Source organism: Streptomyces sp. MNU76, from assembly GCF_020982545.1.
In the GTDB taxonomy this organism is placed as follows: domain Bacteria; phylum Actinomycetota; class Actinomycetes; order Streptomycetales; family Streptomycetaceae; genus Streptomyces.
The window spans coordinates 421,145-447,223 of record NZ_JAJKLK010000007.1 but is presented as its reverse complement, the minus strand read 5'-3'; the positions used below and the strand labels follow the sequence as shown (position 1 = coordinate 447,223).

Annotated in this window: 26 protein-coding genes, 1 tRNA gene and 2 pseudogenes; 10 read left to right on the top strand and 19 right to left on the bottom strand. The window is 69.2% G+C overall.

What is annotated here, in order from left to right; all coding sequences use genetic code 11:
• Positions 1-69 precede the first annotated feature (69 nt).
• From E4N62_RS49515 to E4N62_RS20075, 4 genes are all read right to left on the bottom strand, one after another.
• Positions 70-255, bottom strand: a complete 186-nt coding sequence (locus E4N62_RS49515; RefSeq protein ID WP_374117024.1) for a helix-turn-helix domain-containing protein — start codon at positions 253-255, stop codon at positions 70-72.
• Positions 256-329: 74 nt separating this feature from the next.
• Positions 330-602, bottom strand: a complete 273-nt coding sequence (locus E4N62_RS20085) for a hypothetical protein (RefSeq protein WP_230216254.1) — start codon at positions 600-602, stop codon at positions 330-332.
• 443 nt (positions 603-1,045) lie between these two features.
• Complete coding sequence (locus E4N62_RS20080) at positions 1,046-1,618, bottom strand: hypothetical protein (protein WP_230216252.1); 573 nt, start codon at positions 1,616-1,618, stop codon at positions 1,046-1,048.
• On the bottom strand, positions 1,618-4,188 hold the full coding sequence (locus E4N62_RS20075; protein WP_230216250.1) for a DnaB-like helicase C-terminal domain-containing protein: 2,571 nt from the start codon (positions 4,186-4,188) through the stop codon (positions 1,618-1,620). The genes E4N62_RS20080 and E4N62_RS20075 overlap by 1 nt, the downstream gene beginning before the upstream one ends.
• 438 nt (positions 4,189-4,626) lie before the next feature.
• On the opposite strand from E4N62_RS20075, the gene E4N62_RS20070 reads away from it, so the two are divergent.
• The 3 genes from E4N62_RS20070 to E4N62_RS20060 all read left to right on the top strand — a co-directional run bounded on the left by E4N62_RS20070 (position 4,627) and on the right by E4N62_RS20060 (position 7,164).
• Entirely contained in the window at positions 4,627-5,265 is a 639-nt protein-coding gene (locus E4N62_RS20070; RefSeq protein ID WP_230216248.1) for a hypothetical protein, read from the top strand.
• A 116-nt stretch (positions 5,266-5,381) separates the two neighbouring features.
• On the top strand, positions 5,382-6,593 hold the full coding sequence (locus E4N62_RS20065) for a hypothetical protein (RefSeq protein WP_230216246.1): 1,212 nt from the start codon (positions 5,382-5,384) through the stop codon (positions 6,591-6,593).
• Positions 6,586-7,164 (top strand): hypothetical protein, encoded by a 579-nt coding sequence (locus E4N62_RS20060; RefSeq protein WP_230216244.1) that lies wholly within the window; start codon positions 6,586-6,588, stop codon positions 7,162-7,164. Before E4N62_RS20065 ends, E4N62_RS20060 begins: the two co-directional genes overlap by 8 nt.
• Positions 7,165-7,275: 111 nt before the next feature.
• Here E4N62_RS20060 and E4N62_RS20055 read toward each other — a convergent pair whose 3' ends face one another.
• Positions 7,276-7,887 carry a hypothetical protein gene (locus E4N62_RS20055; RefSeq protein WP_230216242.1) on the bottom strand — a complete coding sequence of 204 codons (612 nt, stop codon included), beginning with the start codon at positions 7,885-7,887 and terminating at the stop codon, positions 7,276-7,278.
• A 127-nt stretch (positions 7,888-8,014) separates the two neighbouring features.
• Between E4N62_RS20055 and E4N62_RS20050 the strand changes: the two genes are divergently transcribed.
• On the top strand, positions 8,015-8,371 hold the full coding sequence (locus E4N62_RS20050) for a hypothetical protein (protein ID WP_230216240.1): 357 nt from the start codon (positions 8,015-8,017) through the stop codon (positions 8,369-8,371).
• Positions 8,372-8,546: 175 nt separating this feature from the next.
• On the opposite strand, the gene E4N62_RS20045 is transcribed toward E4N62_RS20050, so the two are convergent.
• Positions 8,547-9,401: a Swt1 family HEPN domain-containing protein gene (locus E4N62_RS20045; RefSeq protein WP_230216237.1), complete on the bottom strand. Its 855-nt coding sequence runs from the start codon at positions 9,399-9,401 to the stop codon at positions 8,547-8,549.
• A gap of 520 nt (positions 9,402-9,921) precedes the next feature.
• On the opposite strand from E4N62_RS20045, the gene E4N62_RS20040 reads away from it, so the two are divergent.
• Positions 9,922-10,182 (top strand): hypothetical protein, encoded by a 261-nt coding sequence (locus E4N62_RS20040; protein WP_230216235.1) that lies wholly within the window; start codon positions 9,922-9,924, stop codon positions 10,180-10,182.
• Positions 10,183-10,319: 137 nt separating this feature from the next.
• Here the strand turns inward: E4N62_RS20040 and E4N62_RS20035 are convergent, their stop codons facing one another.
• The gene (locus E4N62_RS20035; protein WP_230216233.1) at positions 10,320-11,201 is read right to left on the bottom strand and encodes a DNA ligase; all 882 of its coding nucleotides are present in this window, start codon (positions 11,199-11,201) and stop codon (positions 10,320-10,322) included.
• A gap of 46 nt (positions 11,202-11,247) precedes the next feature.
• Complete coding sequence (locus tag E4N62_RS20030; protein ID WP_230216231.1) at positions 11,248-11,484, bottom strand: hypothetical protein; 237 nt, start codon at positions 11,482-11,484, stop codon at positions 11,248-11,250.
• A gap of 290 nt (positions 11,485-11,774) precedes the next feature.
• On the opposite strand from E4N62_RS20030, the pseudogene E4N62_RS20025 reads away from it, so the two are divergent.
• The 3 genes and pseudogenes from E4N62_RS20025 to E4N62_RS20020 all read left to right on the top strand — a co-directional run bounded on the left by E4N62_RS20025 (position 11,775) and on the right by E4N62_RS20020 (position 16,224).
• Positions 11,775-15,211 (top strand): annotated as a pseudogene (locus tag E4N62_RS20025) (DNA polymerase III subunit alpha).
• Positions 15,212-15,216: 5 nt separating this feature from the next.
• A pseudogene (locus E4N62_RS49510) lies at positions 15,217-15,435 on the top strand (hypothetical protein); the annotation flags it as partial.
• A 156-nt stretch (positions 15,436-15,591) separates the two neighbouring features.
• Positions 15,592-16,224, top strand: coding sequence for a hypothetical protein (locus E4N62_RS20020; RefSeq protein ID WP_230216336.1), 633 nt, complete (start codon positions 15,592-15,594; stop codon positions 16,222-16,224).
• 331 nt (positions 16,225-16,555) lie between these two features.
• Here the strand turns inward: E4N62_RS20020 and E4N62_RS20015 are convergent, their stop codons facing one another.
• The 4 genes from E4N62_RS20015 to lexA form a co-directional block, all read right to left on the bottom strand.
• Positions 16,556-16,810 carry a hypothetical protein gene (locus tag E4N62_RS20015; protein WP_230216229.1) on the bottom strand — a complete coding sequence of 85 codons (255 nt, stop codon included), beginning with the start codon at positions 16,808-16,810 and terminating at the stop codon, positions 16,556-16,558.
• Between the two features lie 147 nt (positions 16,811-16,957).
• Positions 16,958-17,380, bottom strand: a complete 423-nt coding sequence (locus E4N62_RS20010; RefSeq protein WP_230216227.1) for a hypothetical protein — start codon at positions 17,378-17,380, stop codon at positions 16,958-16,960.
• Positions 17,381-17,594: 214 nt separating this feature from the next.
• Positions 17,595-17,670 (bottom strand) — tRNA-Trp (locus tag E4N62_RS20005).
• Between the two features lie 58 nt (positions 17,671-17,728).
• On the bottom strand, positions 17,729-18,400 hold the full coding sequence (gene lexA / locus E4N62_RS20000) for a transcriptional repressor LexA (protein ID WP_230216225.1): 672 nt from the start codon (positions 18,398-18,400) through the stop codon (positions 17,729-17,731).
• A gap of 890 nt (positions 18,401-19,290) precedes the next feature.
• Here lexA and E4N62_RS19995 point away from each other — a divergent pair.
• Positions 19,291-19,506: a hypothetical protein gene (locus tag E4N62_RS19995; protein WP_230216223.1), complete on the top strand. Its 216-nt coding sequence runs from the start codon at positions 19,291-19,293 to the stop codon at positions 19,504-19,506.
• Between the two features lie 26 nt (positions 19,507-19,532).
• Here E4N62_RS19995 and E4N62_RS19990 read toward each other — a convergent pair whose 3' ends face one another.
• Together E4N62_RS19990 and E4N62_RS19985 are read right to left on the bottom strand one after the other, a co-directional pair.
• Positions 19,533-20,258 (bottom strand): DUF6415 family natural product biosynthesis protein, encoded by a 726-nt coding sequence (locus E4N62_RS19990; RefSeq protein WP_230216221.1) that lies wholly within the window; start codon positions 20,256-20,258, stop codon positions 19,533-19,535.
• Positions 20,259-20,400: 142 nt separating this feature from the next.
• Positions 20,401-21,615: a helix-turn-helix domain-containing protein gene (locus tag E4N62_RS19985; RefSeq protein WP_230216219.1), complete on the bottom strand. Its 1,215-nt coding sequence runs from the start codon at positions 21,613-21,615 to the stop codon at positions 20,401-20,403.
• A 127-nt stretch (positions 21,616-21,742) separates the two neighbouring features.
• On the opposite strand from E4N62_RS19985, the gene E4N62_RS19980 reads away from it, so the two are divergent.
• On the top strand, positions 21,743-22,420 hold the full coding sequence (locus E4N62_RS19980) for an HAD family hydrolase (protein ID WP_230216216.1): 678 nt from the start codon (positions 21,743-21,745) through the stop codon (positions 22,418-22,420).
• Between the two features lie 229 nt (positions 22,421-22,649).
• On the opposite strand, the gene E4N62_RS19975 is transcribed toward E4N62_RS19980, so the two are convergent.
• From E4N62_RS19975 to E4N62_RS19955, 5 genes are all read right to left on the bottom strand, one after another.
• A complete protein-coding gene (locus E4N62_RS19975; RefSeq protein ID WP_230216214.1) occupies positions 22,650-22,793 on the bottom strand; it encodes a hypothetical protein in 144 nt (47 codons plus the stop codon).
• Positions 22,794-23,286: 493 nt separating this feature from the next.
• Positions 23,287-23,901, bottom strand: coding sequence for a hypothetical protein (locus E4N62_RS19970; RefSeq protein WP_230216212.1), 615 nt, complete (start codon positions 23,899-23,901; stop codon positions 23,287-23,289).
• Between the two features lie 550 nt (positions 23,902-24,451).
• Positions 24,452-24,868, bottom strand: coding sequence for an NUDIX domain-containing protein (locus tag E4N62_RS19965; RefSeq protein ID WP_230216210.1), 417 nt, complete (start codon positions 24,866-24,868; stop codon positions 24,452-24,454).
• On the bottom strand, positions 24,865-25,074 hold the full coding sequence (locus E4N62_RS19960) for a DUF397 domain-containing protein (protein ID WP_230216208.1): 210 nt from the start codon (positions 25,072-25,074) through the stop codon (positions 24,865-24,867). Before E4N62_RS19960 ends, E4N62_RS19965 begins: the two co-directional genes overlap by 4 nt.
• A complete protein-coding gene (locus E4N62_RS19955) occupies positions 25,071-25,925 on the bottom strand; it encodes a helix-turn-helix transcriptional regulator (protein ID WP_230216206.1) in 855 nt (284 codons plus the stop codon). The genes E4N62_RS19960 and E4N62_RS19955 overlap by 4 nt, the downstream gene beginning before the upstream one ends.
• Between the last annotated feature and the right edge of the window lie 154 nt (positions 25,926-26,079).

The following is a 26,079-nucleotide window of genomic DNA, read 5'->3' as shown; positions in this document are numbered from 1 at the left end:
CCATGGAGCCAGACTGATCACTTGATCACGGAAGGGGTCACTTTTCATCGACCGATAGGGGGTCACGGTTCACGGAACGGCGACAATCAGGGGAGGCCTGGATTCCCCCGTGCATCCCCCTACGTACGCGAGCATCACGGGGCGGGCAGGCAGGGTCCTGCCGCTGGCCGCTCGCTTGAGGTGGGCGGCCGAGCAATTGCTTCGTACGGCGAGTTCGCCGTACGAAAGGCCCGCCTCATGTCGCAGTCGCCGCATGTGCTCGGCGAGCATGCCCAGGGCGGGCACGGTGTGGTCAACCGGCGTTTCCGGACGCGCCATCATCACCCCCGTCAATTGCCAGAACCGGGCGTCAGTGCGGCGTCCAACAGGCGCCGCAGCAGACCGTGTTTCCCCCCGCCGCGAGGGAAGCCGACGGCGAGCAGCACTGCGACGCCGACCGCGCCGGCGGCGGCCAGCAGCGTGACGGAGTCGCGCAAACTCATGCCCGCGACCAGGCGCAGCACGACAGAGGCCGCGACGAAGCCTAGGACCACCAGGGCCTGGGGCATACCGAAGCGGGCGGGAGCCGCCGGGTTTTGCGGCTCGGCGTTCTTCTGGGGCATAAGCCCTCCTGAACTCAGGAGGCGGCGGCCACGACGGCCGGCGCCCTTGCTGATGACATGGCGAATCCGGGGACAGCGGAGCGGTTCGGTGTTCTACCCCGGGGCGCGATCGGGATTCGGGCAGTCCGTACAGCTCGGGCTGTTGGCGTACAGACCCGTGCAGTGGCGTGCCGACCGCCTGGAACCAGACTCCCGTAACTGAGAGTTGGCTCCAACTTCGTCCCACTGCACGACGGGTACCTAGGCGTGAAGGCATCATGGACAGCGTCGCTCGGACGGCCGGACGGCCCGCGAGCGCAGCCCCTGAACTGCCGCTGACGTCAAGCAGGGGATCTACCGAGCCTCGATTGGCGTGTGGCCCAGAAGAGAATGGGCTGGTGACCGCCGCCTGGCAGCGGCGCTCGCCTGTCTCCTCTGTCTCCTCATGAACTCACCGCGTGCTGTTATCTGACTTCGATGGAGTACGAGGCGCCGGGGAACTCCCAGCCGTCGGTGCCTTCGCCGATGTCCTCGACGATGACGTCGTCGATGAAGTGGTCCTCGAACTCGTCGTCGGTGAGCTCGCCGGCGAGCCAGAGTTCTTCGATTGCGTCCCAGTTGCCCCGGCTGCCGTCGATGCGCAGGGGGTTGGCGTCCGGGGTGCCGCGCGTACGTACGTCGTCCCCGGTTTTGACGACGCCGCTGATCTCGTACTGGCCCTCCGTGATGTGGTCGGGGAGCGGTTCAGCGGGGACGATCGCGACGTTCTCGTACGCGGTGTGGATGATGTCCAGGTAGCTGCGGCGGACGTTGTACTCCGCGTCGGACAACCAGTTGATGAGGGTCTTGGTCGTGACGTGGAGCCCGGCGTCCGCGAGGGCCTGCTGGCCGCGGTGGGTCGCGGTGAGCTGACTGAGCTGGGCGTGCCAGTGTTTGGCGTTGTACGACGACAGCCGGTGGCGGGGGGTGACCTGGGAGCGCAGGAGGTCGTTGAGGGCGGCACCCAGGGAGCCGCCGCGGCCGGTGGGGCCGGCCATCAGTCATCACCCTCGGGAATCATCTCGCCGGCCGGGACGAACTTGGCCTTCACTTCGCCGAAGCCGGTCCCGATGCGGTACGTGGACGGCGCGGTGCCGTCCGGCGCCCAGAAGACGGCCGCGTCGACGTTGCGCAGCGCGAGGAGCCGGTGGCCTTCCTCGACCGCCCTGAAGGCCACGCTCCAGTGACGGACGGACGCCTCCGCGACCATACTCATGCGCCAGTCCGGCCGCCAGAACGGGGACCGCTGGGAGGGGCGCTTGGGCCACAGCAGACGCAGCGCGATGGACAGCCGGGTCTTGTACGCCTTGTAGGGGTCTCCGCCGACCTGGACGAGCTCGGTCCGTGCCTTGCGGGTGGCCTCGTAGAAGGGCTTGAAGAGGGACTCGTTGTACTTCCCGGTCCAGGAGTCGTAGATGGTCGGCATGGCGCCGAGGTGCTTCTCCCGGACGAGCTTCTCCAACTGCTTGACGTGGGGGGTGGTGACCCACACCCGGCCGTCCTCGTCGGGACGGTCGATGATCCGCCCCAGGGGGTGCGGCATGTCCGTGCGGGTCCACTCCGGGATGCCGATGAGATAGATACCGGCCTTCGTCTTGTCGTACGCGTCGAGCGGGCCGGTGTGCAGGAGCTTGTTCGGGGCGAGGGGGACGCCTGAACAGGCTGAGGGGAAGCTGCCGTTGCGGTCGATCAGGCACAGTACGCCCTCGCCGAACGAGTCGGGCACGTCGATCTGGTCGCGCCGGACGCGCTTTCCGTTCGCCCGGATGTAGGGAACACGGGTGGCGGTGATGTCTGGGTGGACCCAGCGGGGCTCGCCGTCCATGTGCTCGCTGATCAGCGGCCACGGGCCGCTGTCGCGCTCCTCCTTGCGGATGACAGGGATCGGGTGCATCTTCGAGCGGCTGACCGCGTCCTTGAGGATCTTCAGGGCGGGGAAGACGTGCCCCTCGGGCTCGTCCTCCTCGTCGCCCGGCTTCAGCCAGTCTCCGCCGTCTTCCTCGTCCTCCGCTCCGTCGCCCTGGGCCTGTCCGCTGTCCGCCGGGACGTGGACAGGGGCACTGGCCACAGCGGCCTGACCGGCGCTTGCGGCGGTGTCGGCGGGCGCGGGCGTGCCGTAGGGCCGCAGCGCGGCGGCGAGGCGGTGCCCCTCATGAGTGTCTGGCATCGCCGCTACCGTGGCGGCGGCCTGGAGTAGCGACGGCAGGATCTCCTTCAGGGCCTCCTGGTCGCCGCCCGCGACTGCGGTCCGCCATGCCGCGAGCTCGTGGGTGAGGGCGGCTGGAATCCCCTGCTGTCCGCCGGATGTGTAGGGAAGGGCGGCTTCGGCGAGTTCCAGCGCCGCCGTTCCCGTTCCGCCAGTGGCAGGCGAGAGCCCTGGGCCCGCCGGGCTGTGGGCGCGGTCGATGGGTCCGGTTCCAGCGTCGAGGAAGCGTGCGTGGATCAGGTCGGGCTGCAGGTATGCCGAGCCGATCGTGCCGAAGTCGCGTTCGGTGACCGTCACTTGGACGTTGCCCAGGTCGGCGGTCGCGGTGAGCGTCACGACGACGTCGGCGTCCAGGAGTGCCAGGAGCGTGGGGTCGTCGCTGTCCACGACGGCGAGGACCGGTACGTGAAGGGTGCGGGCGAGGCCGGCCAGGACCTGGGAGGCATCGGGGAGACGCTCTCCGGACAGCGGGAGGCGGGCGCTGTGGGCGGCCTGGAGGCGGTCCACGACCACGAGGGCCAGGCCCTCCATGTGCGGCGCGGTTTCCGCGATGTCCTCGGCCCTCAGGTTGGTGCCGTCATCGATCATCAGCAGGTCTCCCGCCTGGACCAGCTGCCGGGCGACCTGCTGCTCCTGCGCGGTGAGGCGGCCCTGCTTCAGGCGCGGGTAGTCGCCCCCGGTCTCGGCGGAGATGATCCGGCGGAAGATGTCGTCCCTGTTGGGTCCGGACGCCGCGTAGAGGACCGTGTGGCGGTCGACGAGCGCGGTCTGCCGTGCGGCGGCAAGACCCAGCAGGCTCCCGCCGACGTTCGGGGCGGCTGCCACGAGCGTCAGCCGGCCCGGCTGCAGACCGCCCGTCGCGGCGTCCAGGCCGGGCAGCCCGAACAGGGCTCCGCCGGCCGGGCCGTCGGTGAGTACGGAACCGATGGCGTCGCCCAGCGTGGCAAGCCTGCGCGGCGCGCTGCTGCGGTCCTGGTTGCCTTGGCTGTTCACCGCACCTCCTGCGGTCGCCGCGCCGGGGTGCGCGGCCGTGTCGGATGAGAGGGCACTTGAGGCGGGGTCGGCGGGGAGCAGTACCGCGACCGGCGTGGTGTTGCGAAGGAGGACCTGCGGTTTGCCCTGCGCTGCCAGCGTCACGAGGTCACCGAGGTCCTTCTGTGCCGAGCTCAGCACGTGGGCCGGGAAGGCATCTGTCTTCCGGGCTGCCGGGAACCGGTCCAGCGGAGCAAGCAGAGCGCGCACCTTGTGCTTGGTGATCACCGTGGTGCGCCCCTCCTCTTCGACGAGCTTCACCAGCGAGTACAGGCTGTTCCGCGCTGCGGTCGCGCTGATCGCCCGCTCTTCCTGCGGCGACGGACTCACTCACCCTCCTAAAATCCTCAACTCCCCAGCATGATAACAGAATCCACTCAGCCGGTTGGTAAAGTCACTATGTTTTTTGAAAATCTCACTCATTATTGGCGGCCTTGTGGTGTGAGTTGACGGGCCGGTTTGCCGCGGGGCGATCAGCAGCCGACAGCACGGAGGCCGGGATCCGGGCCCCGGCCTCCTCTCCACACCTTCCGCAGACGATCACGCCCCACCGCGTGGGGTCGGTCGGCTGAAGGTCCGCGGCCGACGGGCCGCTGTCGTGCTGGTGGAGGGTGCCGGCGGCGCCGGGGCGAGTTCGGGTGAGGAGTGATCGTCGGCGCGTTGCGCCGACGCGACGGGTGGACATTCGGGGCGGGTCCGGGTTGAGACGCACCCCCTCCCCGCGTCGCTTCGCGCCGGTTTGCAAACTAGGAATGCCATGATGAACGCATGGAGAAGCTGGGCAAGCATCAGGCCACCGCGAAGGTCCGTCTGGAGACGCGGGAGCGCCTGACGGAAGAGCTGAAGGCGCAGAAGAAGTACCGGGCGGAGCTTGAGAGCGACGATCGGTGGAGTGTGGCAGGCCTGAGTCGTCAAGATGCGAAGAAGGTGCGGGCCGCGCGGCGGGGTGAGATGGAGCGGCTGCGGAAGGCCGGCGAGCTGCTCGACACGGTCGATGTGCTCGCCATACACGGCATCGAGCTGGAGTTGAGGGCCCGCGGCTGGTGGGACCGGCGGTGGCCGCCGGTTCCGGGAGAGGCGATGGACCCAGGGCGGTGGCCCGGGTCACGGGATGGCGGCTACCCCAAGTCGGTGCCGCTGCGGCTACCTCAGCCGCTGGCGCGGAAGGTGTACGCGGCGTGCTGGCACACGTCGGCGAAGTCGATCGAGGCGCTGCTGGCGTGGCGAGACCGGCACCCGGGGATGGTGCCAGCCCGGTTCTATGACGACCTGGACGACTTGCCGGACCCGCTGAGGGAGTACGCCCGGCTTGCGAGCGAGGTGACCACGGTTGGTGATGTGTGGCGGGGCGGGTTGGATCGCGGGATCGATGCCGCGGCCGCCCTCCGAGCCAAGTTTGCAAACTAGAAAAGCACTGGTCAGAGCCCTGCGCGTGCTTGCGTGGTGGGTGTCGAACGGCTACCGTCCCTCTAGGAGACGGCGATGCCGAGGGCGCCACCCAACCCCCGTAGAGGAGACGCAGCGTGACGGAGCAGCAGCTGATGCCGGAGCAGAAACCGCAGGTGCCGGTCTGGTACGCCCGCTGGAATAAGGTCCCGTGGTCCCTGGCCTCCAAGACCCAGTTGAGCCGGGCCGACCTCCCCCGCGAGCCGGTCGGCCCGGTCCGCGGCTACGTGGCCGGCCGCGACTTCCGCGACAAGGAGACCGAGATCGCGCTGTACGCCGTGAAGGAGTCACGGCCGACGAAGGCCACCGGCGGGCAGCTGGCGGCCGCGGAAGCGCGCCGGTCGGCGACGGTCCGGGTGTGCACGGACTGCGGGGCGAACTGCCAGCTACCGCTGTCGGAGCGGCGCGGCCGCTACCTGTGCCCGATGTGCTGGCGGATCGCGACGGTCGTCGACTACCAGATCGAGCTGCGCGAGCGCCGGGCGGAGAACGCGGCCTGGGCGCGCGGTCTCCTCGAGGGCGGTCCGCTGGCGGTGGTGTGGGTGGAGGTAATGGAAGCCGAGCCCACGCCGTCCGGCCGCAAGAGGCCACCGCTGGCGGCCCGGGTGCACGCCGTGGACGAGAACGGGAAGAAGCTGCTGAACGTGCTGGTCCGGCTGGCCGGACCTCGTACGCAGGGCGCCCCGGCCGACGCGCTGACGCCGGAGGACGGCAGGCGGAAGTTGGAGAAGGCCTTCAAGGGACGACGGCGCGCGGTCTGGGGCCCGCTGGGAGACGTCATCGCGAGGTTGGGCGAGCTCGGTCACCCCGTCCAGTTGGGGTCCGCGCCGTCACAGTCGCCGATCACATGGCACTCCTCCCGGCGTACCTGGGACAACTCGGTAGCCGGTCGATACGCGCAGTGGCGCGGCGAGTTGGACCCGGCCACCGGCGCACTGCGCACGCCGTGGTCTCCGGGCACGGCCGATCGGCTCTGGCTGTGCCTGCGGCGCATGGCGGACACCGTCGACGCGGGCGACGCGGGCCGTCCCGGCACTAGCCACGGCGTCCGCCAGACGCCCTCGCAGGGCCCCAGGGGCGCGTACGCGGTACGAGTGGCGGTGACGGGCCCGGCCGGGGCGGGCGAGGCTCTGGCGCAGCTCCTGGCGGATCAAGAGGCACTGGAACCCGCCTCCGTCGTCGGCCCGGTCCCCAGCCGCGAGGTACCGGACGCGGTCGTGACCTACATGGCGGGCCGCCCGGACGTCTTCACCCCCACCACTGCAGTACAGGAGGGCAGCGATGCCTGAGACCACCATCCGACCCGAGCCGCGCGACACTGCCTTCTCGCTGATCCGGGCGACCGCGCTCGATGTGGCCGCTCACCATGACGGGGAAGGCCAGCCGCTCGCCAACTGGGAGATGTACAACTCCCTGACCGCCGCGCTGAAGTGCTGGCACGCCGCCGACTGTCTGCGGGAGGACTCGCTGCTGCTGACCGAATGGCTGGCATGCGAACTGATCGCCTACGTGTACCAGCAACTCGGCCAGGACCGGGACCGGCTCGACAACTGGCTGCGTGACCACGGTGACCAGGTGAGCCAGGCCCAGCAGCACGCGCACCCGGCCGGCCCCACCACGGTGGAGATCATGTCGGTGGTTGCCGAGGACTTCGCCGCCCGCCCGGCCGGGCCTGGCTCACAGGCGCGCCTTCTCCGGATCGCGGCGCCCTATCTGCTGTACCTGCGCGAGGGCCAGGAGGTGGAGGACGCGCGAGAAGTAGCCCTGACCCTCGCCCTGTGGGCGGGCCAGCAGTTGGCGGTGCTGATGGGCCACGACGGCGAACGGATCAAGTCCTACACGGACACGCGTACTCGCTGAGAGCCGCACGCTTCACCTCGGACTGCTGATGCTGATGCCCCGGTCCCGCTGTCGCGGGCCGGGGCATCAGCATGCGGTGCTCGGGTCAGACGGGAGTCGGGCAGCGTCCGTTCACGGCGTCTCTTCCGTGTCCGCCTCCATGTGCTTGGCAAACTTCTCGTGTGCGCTCTGCTTGCTCATCATGAGCGGGCCGGAGATCTCGTCCCAGGAGAAGCCGCCCTTCCTGGCCGCGCGCACGGCGTCCCTCTGCCACGCCTCGACGTCCATCAGCAGAGAGGTGGCCGCGTAGGCGGCGAGAAGAGGACGCGCGGGCTCGCTGTCGTTGTTGAAGGTGCCGGTCAACTCGTCGAAGGCAACGGCCAGGTCGCTGGTGAGCCGCTGCAGACGTTGCGTCAGCATGCGGGACATGCTGATCTCGCAATGCCGTTCCCACTCCTGCCTCAGCTGTACGTCGCATGCGTCGGGGTCGGCGAAGTCGACCGGGCGACGGGCTCCCCGCCACCCGCAGTAGCAGATGACGCGCAGGCCCTGCGCCTTCCGTCGCCCCTCCTTGCCGTCGTATTTGTAGGACCACGCCCAGTTCACGCGCCGCTTCCATGTCTCTTCGGCGTCGTCGAACGTGTCCTGCTCGGCGTCCGTTCCGTCCGACAGCACGGCCACCACCCATCCCTCGTGGTTGCCGCCTTCGCTCTCGTTCTCGCCCTCCGCGTACAGCCAGCCCATGACCCCTCCTCGGCTCGATGACGACCAGTGGAGCCGTCAGGCAATCCTGACGATACCGAAAACGTCAGGAGTTCATGACGGTTCTGAGGTACGGGGCGCGGCGTTCGAACGGCAGTACCGTTAAGGCGTGGCGCAGAAGGACGAGACGTACGACTTCCCGCAGGACCTCATCGAGGCCCAGGACGAGCTTGACGAGGTACGAAGCGAGCTGAAGCCCCTGCTCAAGAAGCAACCCTGGTCCCTGGAGCCGCTGCCCGGGTGGACCACCCACGAAGGTGCATGGCGCGCCTCCTCCCGCCCCGATTCCCCGGGCTGGGATCCGGCGGACCAGCAGCGCATCGCCGCACTGCGGGCACGTGAACTCGAACTCGTCACCCTGATCCTCTGCCACACCTTCTGGGAGGGGATAGACGGGTACGAACGTACGGCGGCCCGCGACAAGCTCAAGCACCACCGCCAGCAGACGAGGACGGTCGCAGCCTAGCCTCGGATACTGGCGGCCACTTGACCACGCGGGTACGCTCCAGGCCCTCCCTCCTGAGCCGAAGGCGAAGGACTGGAGCGATCTTCGTCAGGTTGTGCGGTGCGGATCACCCGCACCGTTCACCTCCTCGCTGTGCACCTCCGCCATCGCTCGTTCCTGTCTTCCGGTCCGATGTTCAGGACGTCGCTCGTGCGGAGTCCTCGCGGGGGAGGACGGTGTAGATGAACGTAGCGCAGTAGTCGAAGCCGTCCGTCCCGGTGTTGACCCGGTGGTAGGGGCCGCTGCTCTTCATGTAGATGTGGACGTCCCGGCGCGCGGCGACGTCGCCACTGCTGACGCGCCAGACGATGTCGAGATCCCGGCCCGTGTAGTGGGGGTTGTCTGTGTCGCTGGCCGGAAGGACCCACCACGTGAGGTCACTGCCTTGGGGGTCGGTGCCGCGGCACCGGAAGGTGATCGTGTCGCCGGGGTGCAGCACCGCTCCGGTCCGAAGCGAGACCCCGTGCTCCATGGGGTCCGGCGGGAAGCTGTCGATGCAGTTCCCGAGGCTGTCGGTGACGCTGTCGATCCGTGCGAAGTAGTCCCCGGTCGGGTCCTGGCTGCTCATGTAGATGGTCACCCTGTTCCGGATCTCGCCGGCGATGCCGCTCAGGAGTTCCTCTTCGAAAGGAAGCAGATCCCGGCTGTGGGCCACGGAGTTGCGCAGTGCTTCGAAGCGGCTGAGCAGCCCCAACGTCTCGCTCTGATTGCCCAACGCGGGCTTGAAATCCGCCCAGTACTTCTTCAGCAGGGCGAGGATGTCGAAGAACTGGGCGTACGCCAGCTCGCTGCTCGGTACCGAAGCGACCCCGCGTCGTGTGCGGCGGCCAGCCTCTTCATCCCGGACCCCCCGGATCTTGACCAACCGCTCCTCGGGGAACACCTGGGAGACCCAGTCCTTGCCCAGCTTCTTCGCCAACACCGTGGCGATCAGGCTCCGCAACGCCTGCTCACACGTCGCCAGAGCCTCCGCCGGCTGCATCTGTGGCATCGATTCCTCCACCCCGTGTGGCCCCAGGACCATCATCATCCCGAAGGCGCACGCCTCACGTCACCGGGTTATCCCCCTGCCGTGACTCCCAGGCGTTCCGTGCTCTCGTGGCACGAATGGCCTGGTCTGGCGGTCACTTGTGGTGACGACGGCCAGCAGCAGGCCTCGGTGCACAGCGGCACGCCGTGGTTCTCCGGTGTCGTGCCGGGCACGGACGGCCCATTGTCAGACCCTGCCGGTAGCGTCGTGGGTGTCACAGGACTCTGATCACGACGAAAGAGCCCTGGAACTGCGGACTTTGCTTGGCGGCTGCCGCATCCCAGGGCTCTCGGCGCGTCCCGGGTCCCCCACCCCTCGTGAACGGGCAGTAGGAGAAACCCTTGACTGGCACCTTTGAAGCTACAGCACAGGTAGGACAATCCCTCCGACCTGCGGAAACGGACACGAGCGCCGTTGCTGGGCTCAGCGAAACGCTCGATACGGGCGCCGCCGTCGGTCCGGTGGAGATGCCGGCCGCCTGATGACCGTCTTCCCCATCACCACCGGCCTGTTGCTCATCCTCATGGTGGCGGCGTTCGTCGGCGTCGCCGTGTTCCTCTTCACGAAGAAGAGCAGCACGACGGTCCCGCCCACGGGAGACCTGGGCATGGCGATCGGCTCGGCCGCGACCGTTGCCATGTTCCTCGTGGCGATCGGACTGGCGTCGGCGCCCCCGAGTTCCGCAGATCCGCCTGACGGGCGTGCCGTACCCACGTGTTCGTCCCTTTCTCCCGGGTGTTGAAGGGCACCTTGCAGGTCGTTGCCGGGGCCGGCGGTCATCTGACCGTCGGCCCCGGCAACATCCGCCACTCCGCAGGGGACGACATCGACGCGCAGCAAGAAGGTCGCGACCATCGCACCCGAGACGCACGGCCCGGTTCACGTACTGCGGAGCCGGGTCACCGTCACCACGGCGTGCCGGGTCGTCCCGGCCAGAACCTCAACCACCAGACCGGGAGCGGCAGTGGTGTAGGGCTCCCCCGCCCGGCTGCGACGGTCGCGCGGCGGGCCGCTCGCCGCGAGATGTACCGCGACCTGAGCCGCGAGCGGTGCCTTCAGGGACTGGGTGAGCGCCACACGCCCGTCGGGGAGCCGGACCGCGAGTGCCCGCGGCCGCGCGGCCGGCCCGGTGTAGCCGACGATGTCGGCCTCCACGGTCTCGGCATGCCTGATCTTCTTCCAGACCCGGCCTGTGGTCCTGTAAACGGAGGTGGCCTGCTTCGCCACGATGCCCTCGATGCCTTGCTCCGGGAGCTGTTGGTACCAGGTCATGGCCACTGCCGGGTCGTCGGTCATCGGGACCAGTTGGATCGGCGGCTTGACGTCGTACGCCTCCAGCAGATCGACGAGTAGGGCACGGCGGTCGTCGTACCGCCGTCCCCGGACGTCGCCATGTTCGGGGTGGAGAAGGACGTCCCACGCCACGAAATGAGCGGGCAGGTCTTCGGCGAGGCGGCGCGCGCGGGCCGGAGTGGACAGGGCGCGCGACTGCGCGGCCGCGAAATCGATCCTGCCGTGGGCGTAGATCACTGCCTCTCCGTCGAGGACCAGGCCCGGGGGGAGCATGTCGAGCGCAGCAAGGGCCAGGTCCATCCAGACCGGCGTGACGTCCCGCCCGGAGCGGGCCTGGAGCCGGACGGTCTCCGCGTCCCGCCAGATGACGGTCCTGTGGCCGTCGAACTTCATCTCGTACCGCCAGCCCGTCCCGACCGGCAAGGTCGGGACGAGCTCGGCGAGTGCGACGTCGACGGGAAAGTTCACACGATCAGACTCCGGCCGCCGCGGCGCCCGTGCATGTGCAGCGGCGCTACCCGAGGAGGAGCGTCACCGCCTTCACGACCAGTGTGAGCGGCGCGGCCTGGGCGGCCAGGGCGGCGCCGTAGGAGATTGCGACGTGCTCGATGGCCTTTATCGCGGCACACAGGATGCGGGCTTGGTCTGCGGTGAGCTCGTCGCCGGCGTACAGCGCGAACGAGCTGAGGGCGATCACCGCGAGGCTGGCCAGCGCCGCGAGCAGCGCGAGGTTGTGGAAGAGCTGGGGCATGGAGTGCCTCTCCGGGCCGGACGAGCGCCGGCCTCACCCTTCCCGCCCAAGTGACGCCGTTTCCGTAGATCAACTTGGGAAGTGAGAGGCACGTCACATGCGCGCTCCCCGGGGCCCGTGATTCAAGGCCCCTCCCGGTCCTTGCGTCCGCTGTGCGGCGAACGACAGCACCAGTCCACCCGTTCGCACGCTTGTGCGAATTCGGAGTATCGTGGGATACCTGGAGAGGACACAGATCAGGGAGGGACGGCAAGCGAAAGACGGGAGGTGGAAGCCGTGGATTTACTCATCTGCGCGTCGCCTCCGGATACGCCGCCCGCTACGGAGCCTCCCTCCCCGACGCCCTCGTGCAGCGCGCCGCCGAGCGCGGGATGACGACGCTCGCACTGACCGACCGGGACACCGTCGCGGGCACGGTCCGCTTCGCCACCGCCGCCATGGCCGCGGGCGTCCGCCCCGTCTTCGGCGTCGACGTCGCCGTCTCCCCGCTCACCCCGCCGGACCCGGCCGCCGTACGACCTCGTACGCCAGTGCGCGGCGGCGCGCACGTGCTGGAACCGCCGCTGCGGATCACCCTGCTCGCGCAGAACGCGGCCGGGTGGGCGAGGCTGTGCCGCCTGGTGTCCGCCGCGCATGCCGAAGCAGACGGCGCGGCGCCGGTCGTGTCCTGGACGGCCTTGCGCGCGTACGCCGACGAGGACCTGGTGGTGCTGCTCGGACCGTCCTCCGAGCCGGTGCGGGCGCTGTCCGCAGGCCGCCCGGATGTCGCCGAGCAGCTGCTCGCGCCGTGGCGGGAGCTGGCTGGAGAGCGGCTGCGGCTGGAGACCGTGTATCTGGGCCGGGAGGGCACCGGCGCGGGATCGCTGCGGCTGGCCGCGCGCACCGTGGGTCTGGCCGACCAGCTCGGCGTACGCACCGTGTTGACGAACGCGGTCCGCTACGCCGACCCCGGCCAGCACCGGCTGGCCGACGTGCTCGACGCCGCCCGGCTGCTGCGGCCCGTCGACCGCCGGCATCTCGACGGCGGGGAGCGGTGGCTGAAGGGCCCGGCCGCCATGTCCGCGGTCGCCGAGCGGATCGCCCAGGCCGTCGGCGACGAGTCCGCCCGCGCCGTACGCCTGCTGAGCGAGACCGAGGCCACCGGACAGTCCTGCACCCTCACCCCGGCCGACCTCGGCCTGGGCACCCCTCACTTCCCCGAGCCGTCCGTCGTGGGCGCGGGCCCGGAGTCCGGTTCGGGGATGCGGCTGCTGAGGCAGCGGTGCGAGGCCGGGATGGTCGCCCGCGGCCTGGACCGCGACGAACGCGCCGTACGACAGCTCGACTACGAGCTCGAAGTCATCGGCCGGCTCACCGGCTTTGAGGCCTACTTCCTCGCCGTGGCCCAGGTGGTCGCCGATACCCGGGCGCTGGGGATCCGGGTCGCCGCGCGCGGCTCCGGCGCAGGGAGCATGGTCAACCACTCCTTGTTCATCGCCACAGCCAATCCCCTTGATCATCATCTCCTGTTCGAAAGGTTCGTGAACGAGCGCCGTACGTCGCTCCCGGACATCGACCTCGACGTGGAGTCCGAGCGGCGCCTGGAGGTGTACGACGCGATCATCAAGCGGTTCGGCACGGAGCGGACCGCGGTTACCGGCATGCCCGAGACCTACAGGGCAAGGCACGCCTTGAGGGACACCGGGCTTGCCCTCGGGATTCCGCCCCAGGTCGTGGGCGAGATCGCCAAGAGCTTCCCGCACATCAGGGCGCGCGACATCCGCGCCGCACTGGCGGAACTCCCGGAGCTGCGGCAACTCGCCTCCCAGGGAGAGAAGTTCGGACCGCTGTGGGAGCTCGCCGAGGGCCTGGACGCGCTGCCCCGCGGCTACGCCATGCACCCCTGCGGGGTGATCCTGTCCGACGCGTCCCTGCTGGACCGGCTGCCGGTGCAGCCGACCCCGGCCGGCTACCCGATGGTGCAGGCCGACAAGGAGGACATCGAGCTCGGCGGCTACGCCCTTCTGAAGCTGGACGTGCTCGGAATCCGTCTTCAGAGTGCGATGGCGCACGCTGTCGCGGAGATCCGCCGCGTCACCGGGAGAGTCCTCGACCTCGACAATCCCGACCACGTCGACCTCAACGACCGGCTGGCCTTCGAGATGATCCAGGCCTCGGACACCGTGGGCCTGTTCCAATTGGAGTCACCTGGTCAACAAGATCTTTTGTCCAGGCTGCAGCCGAGACACATGCAGGACGTCATCGCCGACATCTCGCTATTCCGTCCGGGCCCAGTGGCCGGAGGCATGCCTGCGCTCTTCATAGCGGCCCGGCACGGCGCGGCCCCGCGGTACGCGCACCCGGACCTGGAGCCGATCCTGTCGGACACGTACGGCGTGACCATCTGGCACGAGCAGATCATCGCGACGTTCACACAGCTGACCGGCTGCGATCGGGCTGCCGGCGAGTACGCCCGCCGCGCCCTTGGCGACCCCGACCGGCTCCCCCGCGTCGAGGAGTGGTTCCGCCGTACGGCCGGTGACCGCGGCTACAGCACGGCCGTGCTGGACGAGGTCTGGGAGACCATCTCCAGCCACGGAGCATATGGATTCTGCAGGGCGCACGCTGTCGCATTCGCTGTTCCTGCACTTCAGAGCGCCTTCCTGAAAGCACGCTTCCCGGCGTTCCTCTACGCCGGGCTCCTGGAGCACGACCCCGGGATGTGGCCGCGACGGCTCGTCGTGTCCGATGCCCGCCGCCACGGCGTGCCGATCCTGCCCGTCGACCTCAACCACTCCCAAGCGACGCACATGGTCGAACAGACCGAGCAGGGCTGGGGCGTGCGCCTCGCCTTCACCAACATCAAAGGGATCAGCGAGGGTGAGGTCACACGACTCGTGGCCGGCCAGCCCTACACCGGCCTGCAGGACCTGTGGCAGCGCGCCCGCCCCTCCCTGCCGATCGCGCAGCGGCTGATCCGGATCGGCGCGCTCGGACCGCTCCGAGGCGACCTCACCCGGCGAGATCTCCTGCTGCAGGCGACCGAGCTCCACCGGCAGTCCCGCGCCCGCACCACCACCGACGGCCAACTGCCGCTCGGCGGCGAGCTGGTGACCTCTACCCCGAGCGGGCTTCCCGAGATGACCAGCCGGGACAAGCTCGGCGCGGAGCTGGACACGCTCCAGATCGACGTCACCCATCACCTGATGGAGCACCACCACCGGCTGCTGAACGAACTCGGCGCGACCACCGCCGCGCACCTGCGGGGCATGATCCCCGGACAGAACGTCCTGGTCGCCGGAGTCCGCGCCTCCACCCAGACCCCGCCGATCGCGTCCGGCAAGAGGATCATCTTCGTGACCCTGGAGGACGGCACCGGCCTGGTCGATCTCGCCTTCTTCGAGAACTCCCACGAAGCCTGCGCGCACACCGTGTTCCACTCCGGCCTGCTGCTCGTGCGCGGCACCGTCGAGTCCCGCGGCGCGCGCCGTACGGTGGTCGGCGAGATGGCGTGGGACCTGGACGAGATGGCCGCCGCCCGCCGCGACCACGGCCCCAAGCCGCCCTCGACCTGCTCGGCCGCACCGACCCGGCCCCCACCCCGGCCCAACCAGCGGCACCGCAGCGCACCCTTGCCGACGGCACCGCGGGAGCCCGCCTCCACCCGTACGCCGACCTCCAGCCCGCCGGCACCCGGTCTGCAGACCTGCGGCGGCTGGGGCACCGGAGTCAGGGAAGTGCGGGGTGATCACGATGAGCGGACGCCACCTCCTCCACCTCCGCTTCGACATTCCGGCCGAGGAGGAAGCCGAACTCCCCGAGGGGCTGCGCCGTTTGCTGGAGAACGTCACGCCCCGCGTGCAGATGATCGGACCGGACTCGGCTGCCCTCGACCTCACGGGAGCGATCCCGTACTGGAAGCGGGACGCCCGCGGCCTGACCGAACTGGTCCAGTTGCGTGCGCTCGCCCACTTCGGCCTGCGCAGCTCGGCGGGGTGCGGCCCCAACCGGATGCTCGCCTCGATGGCCTGCGCCCTCACCCCTCCCGGGCAGCGAACCGTCGTCGACGACTCCCCCGAGGCGATCTCCGCCTTCCTGCGCCCGCGTCCGGTCCACGAGTTGCCCGGTGTGGGAGCGCGGACCGCCGCGACGCTCGGCGAGTACGGTCTGCACACCGTCGGCGACGTCTCCGATGTCCCCCAGCTCACGCTGCAACGTCTGCTCGGCGCCCGGGCCGGCCGCGCCCTCCACGAACACGCCCAGGGCCGCGACACCCAGGTCGTCGACCCCACCCCGACTCCGGCGAGCATCAGCAGCGAGCACCGCTTTGACCGCGACGAGCTCGACCCAGCCGCCCACCGGCGTGTCCTGCTCGCTCTCGCCGACGACCTCGGTGCCCGTCTCCGTGCCTCCGGCCAGATCGCGAGCGGCCTGACCTGCACCATCCACTATGCCGACCGGAGCTCCACCCGCCGCAGCCGTGTCCTGTCCGAGGCGACTCAGCACACCGTGCTCCTGGCCCGCGCGGCGTACACGGTCTACGACTCTCTCGGTCTCCAGCGCGCGCGAGTCCGCACCCTCGCGCTTCGCGCCGAGACCCTTCGGCCGGACGACCTGGCCACCCGGCAGCTCACCCTCGACGCATGCGACGACAAGCCTCTCGCACTCGAAGCCGTCGCAGACCGTGCCCGCGCCCGCTTCGGGCGCCAGGTGCTCTATCCCGCTGTCCTCGCCGTCAACTCCCGTCGCCCCACTGCCTGACGGCAGGTCCGAGACGGCTTCCGTTCGCCTCGATGATCGATCACTCGACCGGGCCGGCCGGGCCCGGGCCCTGGCCCGGATCGTCACCGTCCCGGTGAAGCGGGTACCGGCTGGCGGAGAGAAGACTGGGCCCGCCACCACGGGGGGAGTGACGGGCCCAGCCTGAAGTCAACGGTGCCACATCCGTCCCGGACGCGCGCGGTCTCCGGGTGAAGTGTCTGTAACCGCGGCAGCCGCGACTCCCGGATGACCACGGGTCAGACCGGCACGGACTCCACGAGATCGGGAGAGTCGAGAAGGTAGAGCTCGGGGGAGCTCCGCTCGTCCAGGATCAGGTCCTGCGCGGTGAGCGGCTGCATCGTCTCAGGGTCGCGGTAGCCGATTCCGGCGGCCTGCAGAGCTTCGTCCAGGCCGGTGAGCCGCCGCCGACGCGTGGCCTCGTCCTCGTTGTCCCAACCATGGCGGCGCCGAGGGAGTACATCGCGTCCTGGAAGGCCTTGGCGGCGTTGAAGGTGTGGTTCTGCTGGCCCAGGAGCCGTTTGTCGGCCCGTCGTCGCAGGAAGTTCGCCATGATCCCCTCGCTCATCTTCGCCGTCTTCCTCCCGTCGGCCGCCCGAACTTGACCAAGGCTATCGGCCCTGCCTCACCGGCCGTTCGCGCAGGACGGACAGGTGTTGAGCGCAGGAGCGGGGTGCCGGCGAACTCGGCGAGGGGCGGCATCGGCGGTGTCCGGTCACTGGTAGAGGAAGTCGACGTCGAACTCTGCGAACCCGACGAGGAGTTCGAGCGCCGTCGTTGCCGCCGCGAGCCGTTCCTCGGAGGTACACCCTGCGCAGGCCTCACACACTGCCTCCGTCGCCCCGTTGGCGGTGCCCCAGTTGGCCGCGTATGCCTGGGCCACGTTCCGGAACGCTGCGGTGGGGTGGAAGGGCGCGTCGGCCGGCTCGCTCCCCTCCATGAGCACTTCCGGCAGTTCCCCGTACGTTTCCGCAGTGACCAGGCAGGCCCAGTGAATCAGGATGCCGGTGGTCGCCGGGTCGTCCTTGAGGACGTCCATGAGCTGTTGGCGGCACGGCTGGCAGTCGTCCAAGACCGTGTCGTAGAGCTGCGTCACCAGGCCGACGACCGCGCCCGCCCGCTCCTCTTCGTACTCCATGGGAGGGGCCCAACTCCGTCGGTCATCGCCGCCATGGTCGTGGACGTGGCCGGTGGTGAGCACAACCCTGGACACGAGGACCTCCGTGGGCACCGGTTACCGAAGAACGGAGTCAATCGTCTCGCGGCGGGGCAGGCGGCAGGGGCCGTTTCCGATTCTGTACTGCCCGGGCCTGCTGGCAGGGCTCTGCGCACGACCGGTGGCGATGTTGTCGTGGCAGGGGTGGCAGGAGTTGAACCTGCGGCATCCGGTTTTGGAGACCGGCGCTCTGGCCTCTGAGCTACACCCCTTCGGTGCGTCTCAGCTTGGCAGGATCAACGGGTGGATCTCCAAGGGTTTTCCGGCACCTCAGAGCACGCGCAGGACGCCGACGACCTTGCCGAGGATCTGAGCCTGTTCACCGGGGATCGGCTCGTAGGCGGGGTTGCGGGGCATCAGCCACACCTGACCGTCCTGTCGGCGCAGCACCTTGACGGTGGCCTCGTCGTCCAGGAGTGCGGCGACGATGTCGCCGTGGTCGGCGCTGTCCATCTTCCGCACGGTGACGATGTCGCCGTCGCAGATCGCCGCGTCGATCATGGAGTCGCCGACCACGGTCAGGGCGAACAGCTCGCCGTCGCCCACGATCTGCCGGGGCATCGAGTAGACGTCCTCGACCATCTCCTCGGCGAGCAGCGGTGCGCCCGCTGCGATCCGTCCGACGAGCGGTACGTCGACCGGCGCCTCGCTCCTGCTTCCTAGTTCGGGTGCCCACGAGGGCCTCACCCGGTAGGCGCGGGGCGTGTGCGGATCGCGGTAGAGGACGCCCTTGCGCTCCAGCGCCATCAACTGATGGGCCACCGAGGACGTGCTGGCGAGTTTCACCGCCTGGCCGATCTCCCGCATCGACGGCGGGTAGCCCTGCCGGTCGACCGTCTCCGTGATGTAGCGGACGATGGCCGACTGGCGACTCGTCAGCTCACCCTCGGCGGTCCGAGGGCCCGGGGGGCGGCCCCGGCGGGCGGACGCGCTGCTCTCCATACCGGGCACCTCCGTACAAGATCCTCGCGGAACGAGACCTTAACCTGCCATCCGACGCAAATGGAACACCGATTCGACTCCTGATCGCAGGCTTCTTCAGTCGGGCGGGTCGGCATCCGTCGTGTCAAGTGGTCGCGACTTCCCACTTCACCCCACTTCGGTCTATGCCGTGAGCCCCCAAAAGGGGCGATCTGCGCATCTGTGGCCTCAGCTCCGAGGTGCAAAGCGGTCTAATTCGCCGCTCTGCCAGAACAACCCCACTTCACCCCACTTGCTCGGCATCGCACCGCAAACAGACCGGCAGGTGCTTCGCTCGTTCATCGACGCCGAAATCACGGGTTCTCACGCTTCGAGGGCCAAGTTCACAACGTTCTCGGCCTAGGGGGCTCGTATCCCCAACAGCGCCGGCGTTCCATCGGGAGGCAACGGAAGGAGGGCACGCATGTGCGACTACAAGTCGGCACCGGCCGGACCAGTGCGTACCGCATGGTGATGCGCCGTTTCCAGGGGTAGCGCGTGGCCATGCATCGGCCACTTCCGCTTGCCCCAAGGGCCACAAGTGGAATCCACATCCGGAGGCTCGACGTCCGTCTGCCGTCCGTACGCCATTTCACTGCCACTTCGCCCGACCCCGGCTGATCTGGGATACAGCCGTGCTTCGATGACAGCGCGCCAAAGGATCTTTAACGCCTTTAACGGAGTCCGGTGCCCCAAGAGGGTGTTGGCGCGCTGCGTGCTCGGCTTCGATTCAACCGCACGCACACACCGGTACGGAATCCGCACCACATGAGTTCCCGAGGGGAAGCCGGGCTGGACACGCCCGTCAAGCCGAACCGGCCGGCTTCTCCCCGGGTCACAGAAGACCCCCGCAACTGGAGGAGTACATCACCGTGACTCACACCGACCGTAGTACCTCCGAGCCGTCGTCGGCCATGACGACGGCGCTCACCTGGATCAGCGCCTTATCCGTGCTGGGCGCGATAATCGCGGTCATCGTGCTCACTCTCACCGGGCACAGCGACCTCTTAGCCCCGGTGATCGGGCTCGGAGCCGCAGCGGCCGCGGCCGGCGGCACCGTCCAGGTCCGCATCCACATCCGCCGCTGAGGGGAGCGCGTGGTCCAGCGGCGCCGTCACTGCTGGACCACGCCGACTGTGGGGGCGGGCTCCCCCGCCACCGTGGGCGTGGGGACTACCGCGTGGCGGCACAAGGCCTCGACCGAGCGCGCCAAGGCCTGTGCGTGCTTGATCTCGCTGATGAAGGTGAGGCCGGGGACCGCGTCCAGGCGCCTTCGGGCTTCTCCCACAGTCACCTGAGCGACCAGGCGCGGCTCGGCGGTGCGCGCGAAGGACCGCATCCGGTCCTCGACGTGGGGGACCAGGACCATGAGATGACCGCGTAGCCGCTGGACGAGCTGCGGCAGGACAGTGCTCTCCGGGAGCTCGGCACCGTCCCCGATGAGCTGTGCGGCGTCGGCACGCATCGCGGCAGTGTCGATCCGGAAATGGGGATGCGGGTCCGGACAGCGAAGGGCCGTCTCCAGCGCACGGCGGAGCGTGTCTATCGGAGTCAGCCCGCAGGAGGGCGACAGCAGCCAGTAGGGGCCGGGAGGGCCTTCTCGGTGACCTGGCGGGAGCACCACGTGGGTGGTGCATTCGGTGCTGTTCAGAGCTCTAGTGTCGGGGACGTCCCAGTCGGCGAGGGTGCCCGCGGGGACAAAGAAGTACAGCATCGGCTCCGGCCAATGGGGGTCGACGGCGACGGCGCCCGGCTGCTCGATGTGCTCGATCGCCTGGAGACCGAGGAACCGGCGCACCTTGACGACGTCCCACCTCACTCCGGCTCGTGCGAGCCGCATGCCGGCCGCAGTCGCAACGCTTGCTCGGTCGTCGAACACGGTGAGTCCTTGTCGTCGCGGTGCTGTGCCGCGACCGTAGACCCGTTCCCGTCCGTCAGCCCGAACTGTGAGTTCGGGCGAACCAGCGGTTCGGGTCCGGCAGTCAGTCAAGCTCCAGCCGTTCGATGAGGCCGGAGACCTGCCGGCGGAAGACGGGCCGGATCCGCTGCTGCAGCTGGAGGATCATGTCGCGGGCGAGCGGGCTGCGCACCAGGTCCTCCGGCGCGAGCTCTTCCAGATCGAGCAGGTGGACCAGGACGGCGGCGTCGTCGCGGCGCAGGGCGTGGCAGCTGGCGAGCTCCAACTGGTGCGTGAACTGGCGCTCCCGGCTCAGCAGTTGCCCGATGTCGACCTGGTCGGCCAGGCGCAGCCCCTCGGCGGCATCGCCGGCGAGCATCTCGACGCTGATGGCGTGCAGGGCGACGTTGGTCGGCCCGAAGACCGTCCAGGCGATGTTGCCCTCACCGACCCGCTTGGCGAGCGGGTCGGCGCGCTCGGCCAGGCGCCGGCGGGCGTCCGCCCAACGGCGGCGCCGGGCGTCGGAGACGACCGCGACCAGTTCCAGCGCGCCTTCCATAGCCGCCGCCTCCCGCGACGCGACGGCCGCGCGGCGTAACTCGTCGACCGCCTGGAGCGCGATGTCCTTGGCCTCCTCCACCGCGCCCGGGTCGGTGTGGGAGAGGAGCACATGGCCCAGGTTCCAGGTGCCGACGGCGATGCGCACGGGGTCGTCGGCGTCTTGCGCGGCCCGGATGGCGCGGTCGGCGACCATGAGGGACAGATCGAGGCGGCCCGTTCGGCGGCAGTACGAGCGCAGCAGCCCGTACAGGTCGGCGGCCACCCGCAGGAACTCGCGCCGTGGGGCGGGATCGCCCCCGCCGCGGTGGGCGCGCACTGCGTGCTCGACGTCTGTGATCAGCGCGGGCAGGACGTCGGCGATCTCAGTGAACCGGGTCTTGGAGGACTGCCAGGTCCGCCACGCGCTTTCCACCCGTTCGCGCAGCTGGGCCGGACTGAGGACGGCGGCGCTCGCGGGTGCGGTGTATCCCATGAGTGCGCGGGCGATGGCGGGCGCGGTGCTCACCGGCGCCGCAGGTTCATCGGCTGGTGCCTCGGTGAACAGGGCGGCGACCGGCACGCCGAGCTCGGCGGCGAGCCGGGCCAGCACGTCGGCCGAGGGGACCTTGCTGCCGGCCTCGATCATCTCCAGGTAGCGGTCGGTGATGCCGCACAGCCCGGCGATCGCGGTGATGGTCCGGCCGTCCCGGCGCCGGTAGTGCCGCACGTTGCGGCCGATCGGCAGTTGCGGCGTCGACACCGTCGCCCCCTTCCCCGCGCGGTCCTCGTACCGTCAGCGTAGAACCGGAAGCCCGGGCGCATGCACGCTCCGCACACGTTCGTGTGACCGTTGTAACCCTGTGGCGGCGGGAAGTTGGGGAGGGCACATGGCGAAGCTGGTCCTGTGGGACATCGACCACACGCTGATCGACACCCGAGGCGTGGGACGCGAACTGTCCGCCGCGGCCTTCGAGCAGACTCTCGGGCAGCCCATGCAGCAGCAGGCGAGGATCGACGGCATCACGGAGCCGGTCATCTTTCGCGAGACCGCCAAACTCCACGGCCTGACGACGGGCCGGACCGACTTTGAGCGCTTCGCCCACGCCCTGGCCGACGGGCATCTATGCCGGATAGCCGACCTGCGGGAACGTGGGCATGCCTTGCCCGGCGCGGCCACTGCCCTGGATGCTCTGGACGCCGTCGACGTGGGACAGACCGTGGTGACGGGCAACGTCCGGCCCGTCGCCGAGATCAAGCTCTCCGTCTTCGGGCTCGACCGGCACATCCGCTGGGACATCGGAGCCTTCGGGGAGGACCACGACATGCGCGCCGAACTCGTCCGCCACAGCCTGCAGCGCGCCGGTACGGCGGCCGCGGCCGCCGTACTGATCGGCGACACCCCGGCCGACGTGGAAGGCGCGCACGCCAATGGCGTCCGCGTCATCGCGGTCGCCTCGGGGCGCAGCGACGAGGCGGCGCTCCGGGATGCTGGCGCGGAGACCGTGCTCTCCGACCTTCGCGACACCGAACTCCTCGTCAAACTCGTACGCGGCGACGAGCAGTGAGGCTGCCGACGAGCTGGCAACGGCACTGAATTCGCCTGCTCATCGTCGCCGCCCCCCTGCCCCTCGTACGGAGATCACGGCTCAGTCGGCCCGGGGTCCTGGGTGGTGCCGGCCTGCCGCGCCCTGGACCCACGGGCCCGCACTGCGCTCGCGCTCCATCGAACGATGCCGACCGCGACGGTGGCAGCAATGCTCCCCAAGAACTCCGGCACCGCGTTGGCGAGCAGGCTCACCGCAGCACCCCCTGTGCCCTGGCGGCGGCCGGACGGTGCATGGTGGTCGCCACGTGTGCGGCGGAGCGCTCGGTGTACCGGTCCCCTAGCCGCTTGAGCTTGCGCCGCACCCGCTCCCCCGCCGCCGGGTCCAGGCCCATCGCGGCCGCGCTCTCTGCCCAGCTCCGTCCGGCGTGGCCCAGTCCAGGGCAAGAGCGGCCTCCGTCGGCTGCAAGCCACGCAGCACCGCGGCGATCCGGTGGTCAGAGAATTTGGCGAACTCGGCCTCCAGGTCGTCGTACGAGCGGATGGGCCGACGGAGCCGGGTTCCCTGTGGCGGTAATGCGTTCGGCATGGTGGCGTGTTTCCTCAGGTCGCTGTTGAGCGTTCGCCTGTTAATGGCTGCCTGGGACACCCGAACCGGCAATAAATCTTGAGCGTGTAGCTGTGATGCGCGCCACGTCTTGCTTCGGGGACATTGGTGCCCACCACGCGTGGCCACTGTGTGGTGGACGGCTCTTGGCCGACGGACCGACTTCGCAGGCGGGGCCCTGGGAGGCTCGTCACTGGCGGCCAGGCGCCGAAGGGTCCGGCGACTGGCCTGGTGAGGAGATGCTCGGGCGCGCCCGTTGTCGCGTGTGGGCCCATGCAGCCCTATGGCTGGTCGGTGAGGTCCACGGTGTCGTCGATGCGGAACTCGATGCCAGTGGTCTGACCGGCCGGGGCGTCGGGGTCGACCCGGGCGGCGAAGTCAGCGAACTTGCTGTACAGGGTGCGGCACCGGGCCGCGTGCGGCAGGGACTGCGCGGTCGACGCCCCCTCGCGCAGCGCCTCCAGGATGCGCACCAGGTTGTGCCCGGACAGGACCACCTTCTGCATCCCGGACTGGTCCTTGTCCTTGGTGATGCGTCCCTCGGGCAGATTCGGGTCCACGATCCAGCGGTGCCCGATCCACGCGGTGTTCGGGCCGCGCGTGTCGTTCTGTTCGTGGGTGCTCGTGATCCAGCACGGCTTCCACCGGCCGAACGCCTCGGTGGCGACGAACGTCCAGGTGTCCTCGTGGCTGACCAGGGTCAGATACGAGACGCCGGCAGCGGCCTTCATCGCCGCGCCGTGTTCGTCGGCCCCCACCGCGTTGGTGGCGATCGCCTTCTGGGTGGCCGCGCGGTCTTCCTCGCGCCACCGTTTCTCCTGCTCCCACTTCTCCAGCTCGATGCGCCGTTTGAGTTCCTGATTGGCCTTGAACTCCTCCAGCCATGCCTTGAGCACGAGCGTCCCCTCCTGGTAACACCTGATCAGAGTCCTAGGAGTATGCCGGGCAGGCTCATTGGGCCGACAGGACGCCTTCAGCCGATCACTCAAGCGTGCTCCGGCCATCACGCGACACGGGCCAACCCGCAGCAACGACAGCGCTGGGGGTCGGCAACGGACAGCGCAATGGTTGTTGAAGGAGACGAATCAGCGGGATGCGTCAGAACAGGGCGTCCTGGTCCGTCTTCTCGTGGGGCAGCGACCCGACATCCTCGCCCCTCCACTTCGACTCCAAATGCTTGCGCCAGCCTGGCGGCGGAGGCCAGGGAACCCCCCACTCCGCAAGCTGCTTTCGCGTCCAGCCTCCGTCGGGTGTCTGCGCGGCGGCCACCTCGTCTGGGGAGGGCACAAAGTCGACCATGAGGCGATGCTGCCCCACACGACCAACGGATCGCATCTCCCAAAGGCCACGAGTCCGGCAGGCCGGAGAACTCTGCCGCACCCTCACGCTCTCAGCCAGCCAGAATGACGGGGCGCTCCGGGCGCCGGCCATCCGCCACTGCGGCAATCAGGTCGGCAAGCCCCGCGGGGTAGACGGTTTCGCGCGTACTGCGGAGTTCGCCCAGCGTCCACCAGCGGTGAGTCTGGATGTTGACGCGTTGGGTGGCTTGGTCCACGTGGACGTCAGCCGGGGAGGCGTGGACGAGGAAGTATCTCTCGACCTGTCCGACCTTGCGTTATCCGACCAGGTGTTCCGTGCTGCGTTGAGCGAGTTGCATGCCCAGTTGGACGAGGTCGGGCTGATGCCGAGTTCTTCGTTCAGTTCGCGCAGTGTCGCGGCGGCTTGGGTTTCGCTTTCCTCGAGGGAGCCGCCGGGTGTGGCCCAGTAACCCCCTTGCGCCGCGTAGCGCAGCAGCAGGACGCGATGGTCGGCGTCGAGGAGGACGGCGCGGGCGGCTTCCCGTAGCGGCAGGTACGCATTCACGACTCAAGGCCGCCGATGAAGGCCTCGTACGCGCTGGTGGTGAAGAGCAGCGGTCGCTGGTCGAGGTTCTTGGAGTCGCGGACGCAGACGAGTTGAGGCAGGAAGGCAACCTCCACGCAGTTGGTGCCTCCGCTGCTGGCCGTGACCCAGGTTGCGGCGTTGATCTGCTCCAGGAGCCGTCCGTCGATGGGGATCTTGCCGTTCATGCGAGGTCCTTGGCGATTGAAGTGAGCAGGCTGACGGAGGCTTGTCGGGTCTGGGCTTCGGTTTTCAAAAGGTCGCCCGTGGTGCGGTACTGCTCAACACTGATCGCCTGGTTCATGTGGAGTGAGGCCCGCATGGATTCGATCACGATGACGTCGGGCCCGGCCGGGAAGGTGAGGTGGAGGAACGGGCCATCCATCCCGGCGTGGGCGCCGACGCTGAACGGCAGGACCTGAATGGTGACGTTGGGCTCGTCTGCGGCCAGCGCGGCCAGGTGCTGAAGCTGCTCCCGCATGACAGGCCGGCCCCCGACCTCTTGCCGCAGCACGCCTTCGGGGATGACGGCCCAGAACCTGAGCGGCGGCGTGCGGGCGGCCATCTTCGCCTGGTGCTCCATGCGGAGGTCGACGAAGTGATCGATGTCGTCGGTGGTTTTCCAGGCCCGGCTAGCTTCGACGACTGCTCGGGCGTAGGCCCGGGTCTGCAGCAGCCCGGGGACAGCGTTGGGGTTCCAAGAGAACAGCGCGCTGGCGAGTTCTACCTGCGTCAGGTAGTCGCCAAGAGGATCGTCGACCACCCCTTCGTATCGCTGCCACCAGTCCGGCTCTCTTGCCCGTCGGACGAGGTTGCGGAGGCTGTCCTGCAGGTCCGGGCTCTCGATCCCGTAGACCTGGAAGATGTTGGGCAGCTGCTGGATGGTGACGCCCTGGGTACCTTTTTCGATCTTGCTGACGGTGCCCGCGGACTTGTAGCCGAGCCTGCGGGCCGCTTCCTCCCCGGTCCAGCCCCGCTCTTCGCGGAGCTGCCGCAGGACAACTCCCAGTTGCCGCCGCCTCGGTGTCGGGTCTACCACAGCCCCACCTTCCGTTTCTGGGAATCGTAGCGGTCAAGCCTGTTCGCGAATATGCCAGATCTCCGATCGGAAAACTTTCCTGTAAGAAACCTTGCCTGCGTGCGGAATGACGGGCCATCATCAGGACTCTGATGCACGCACAGCGCGCGAATGA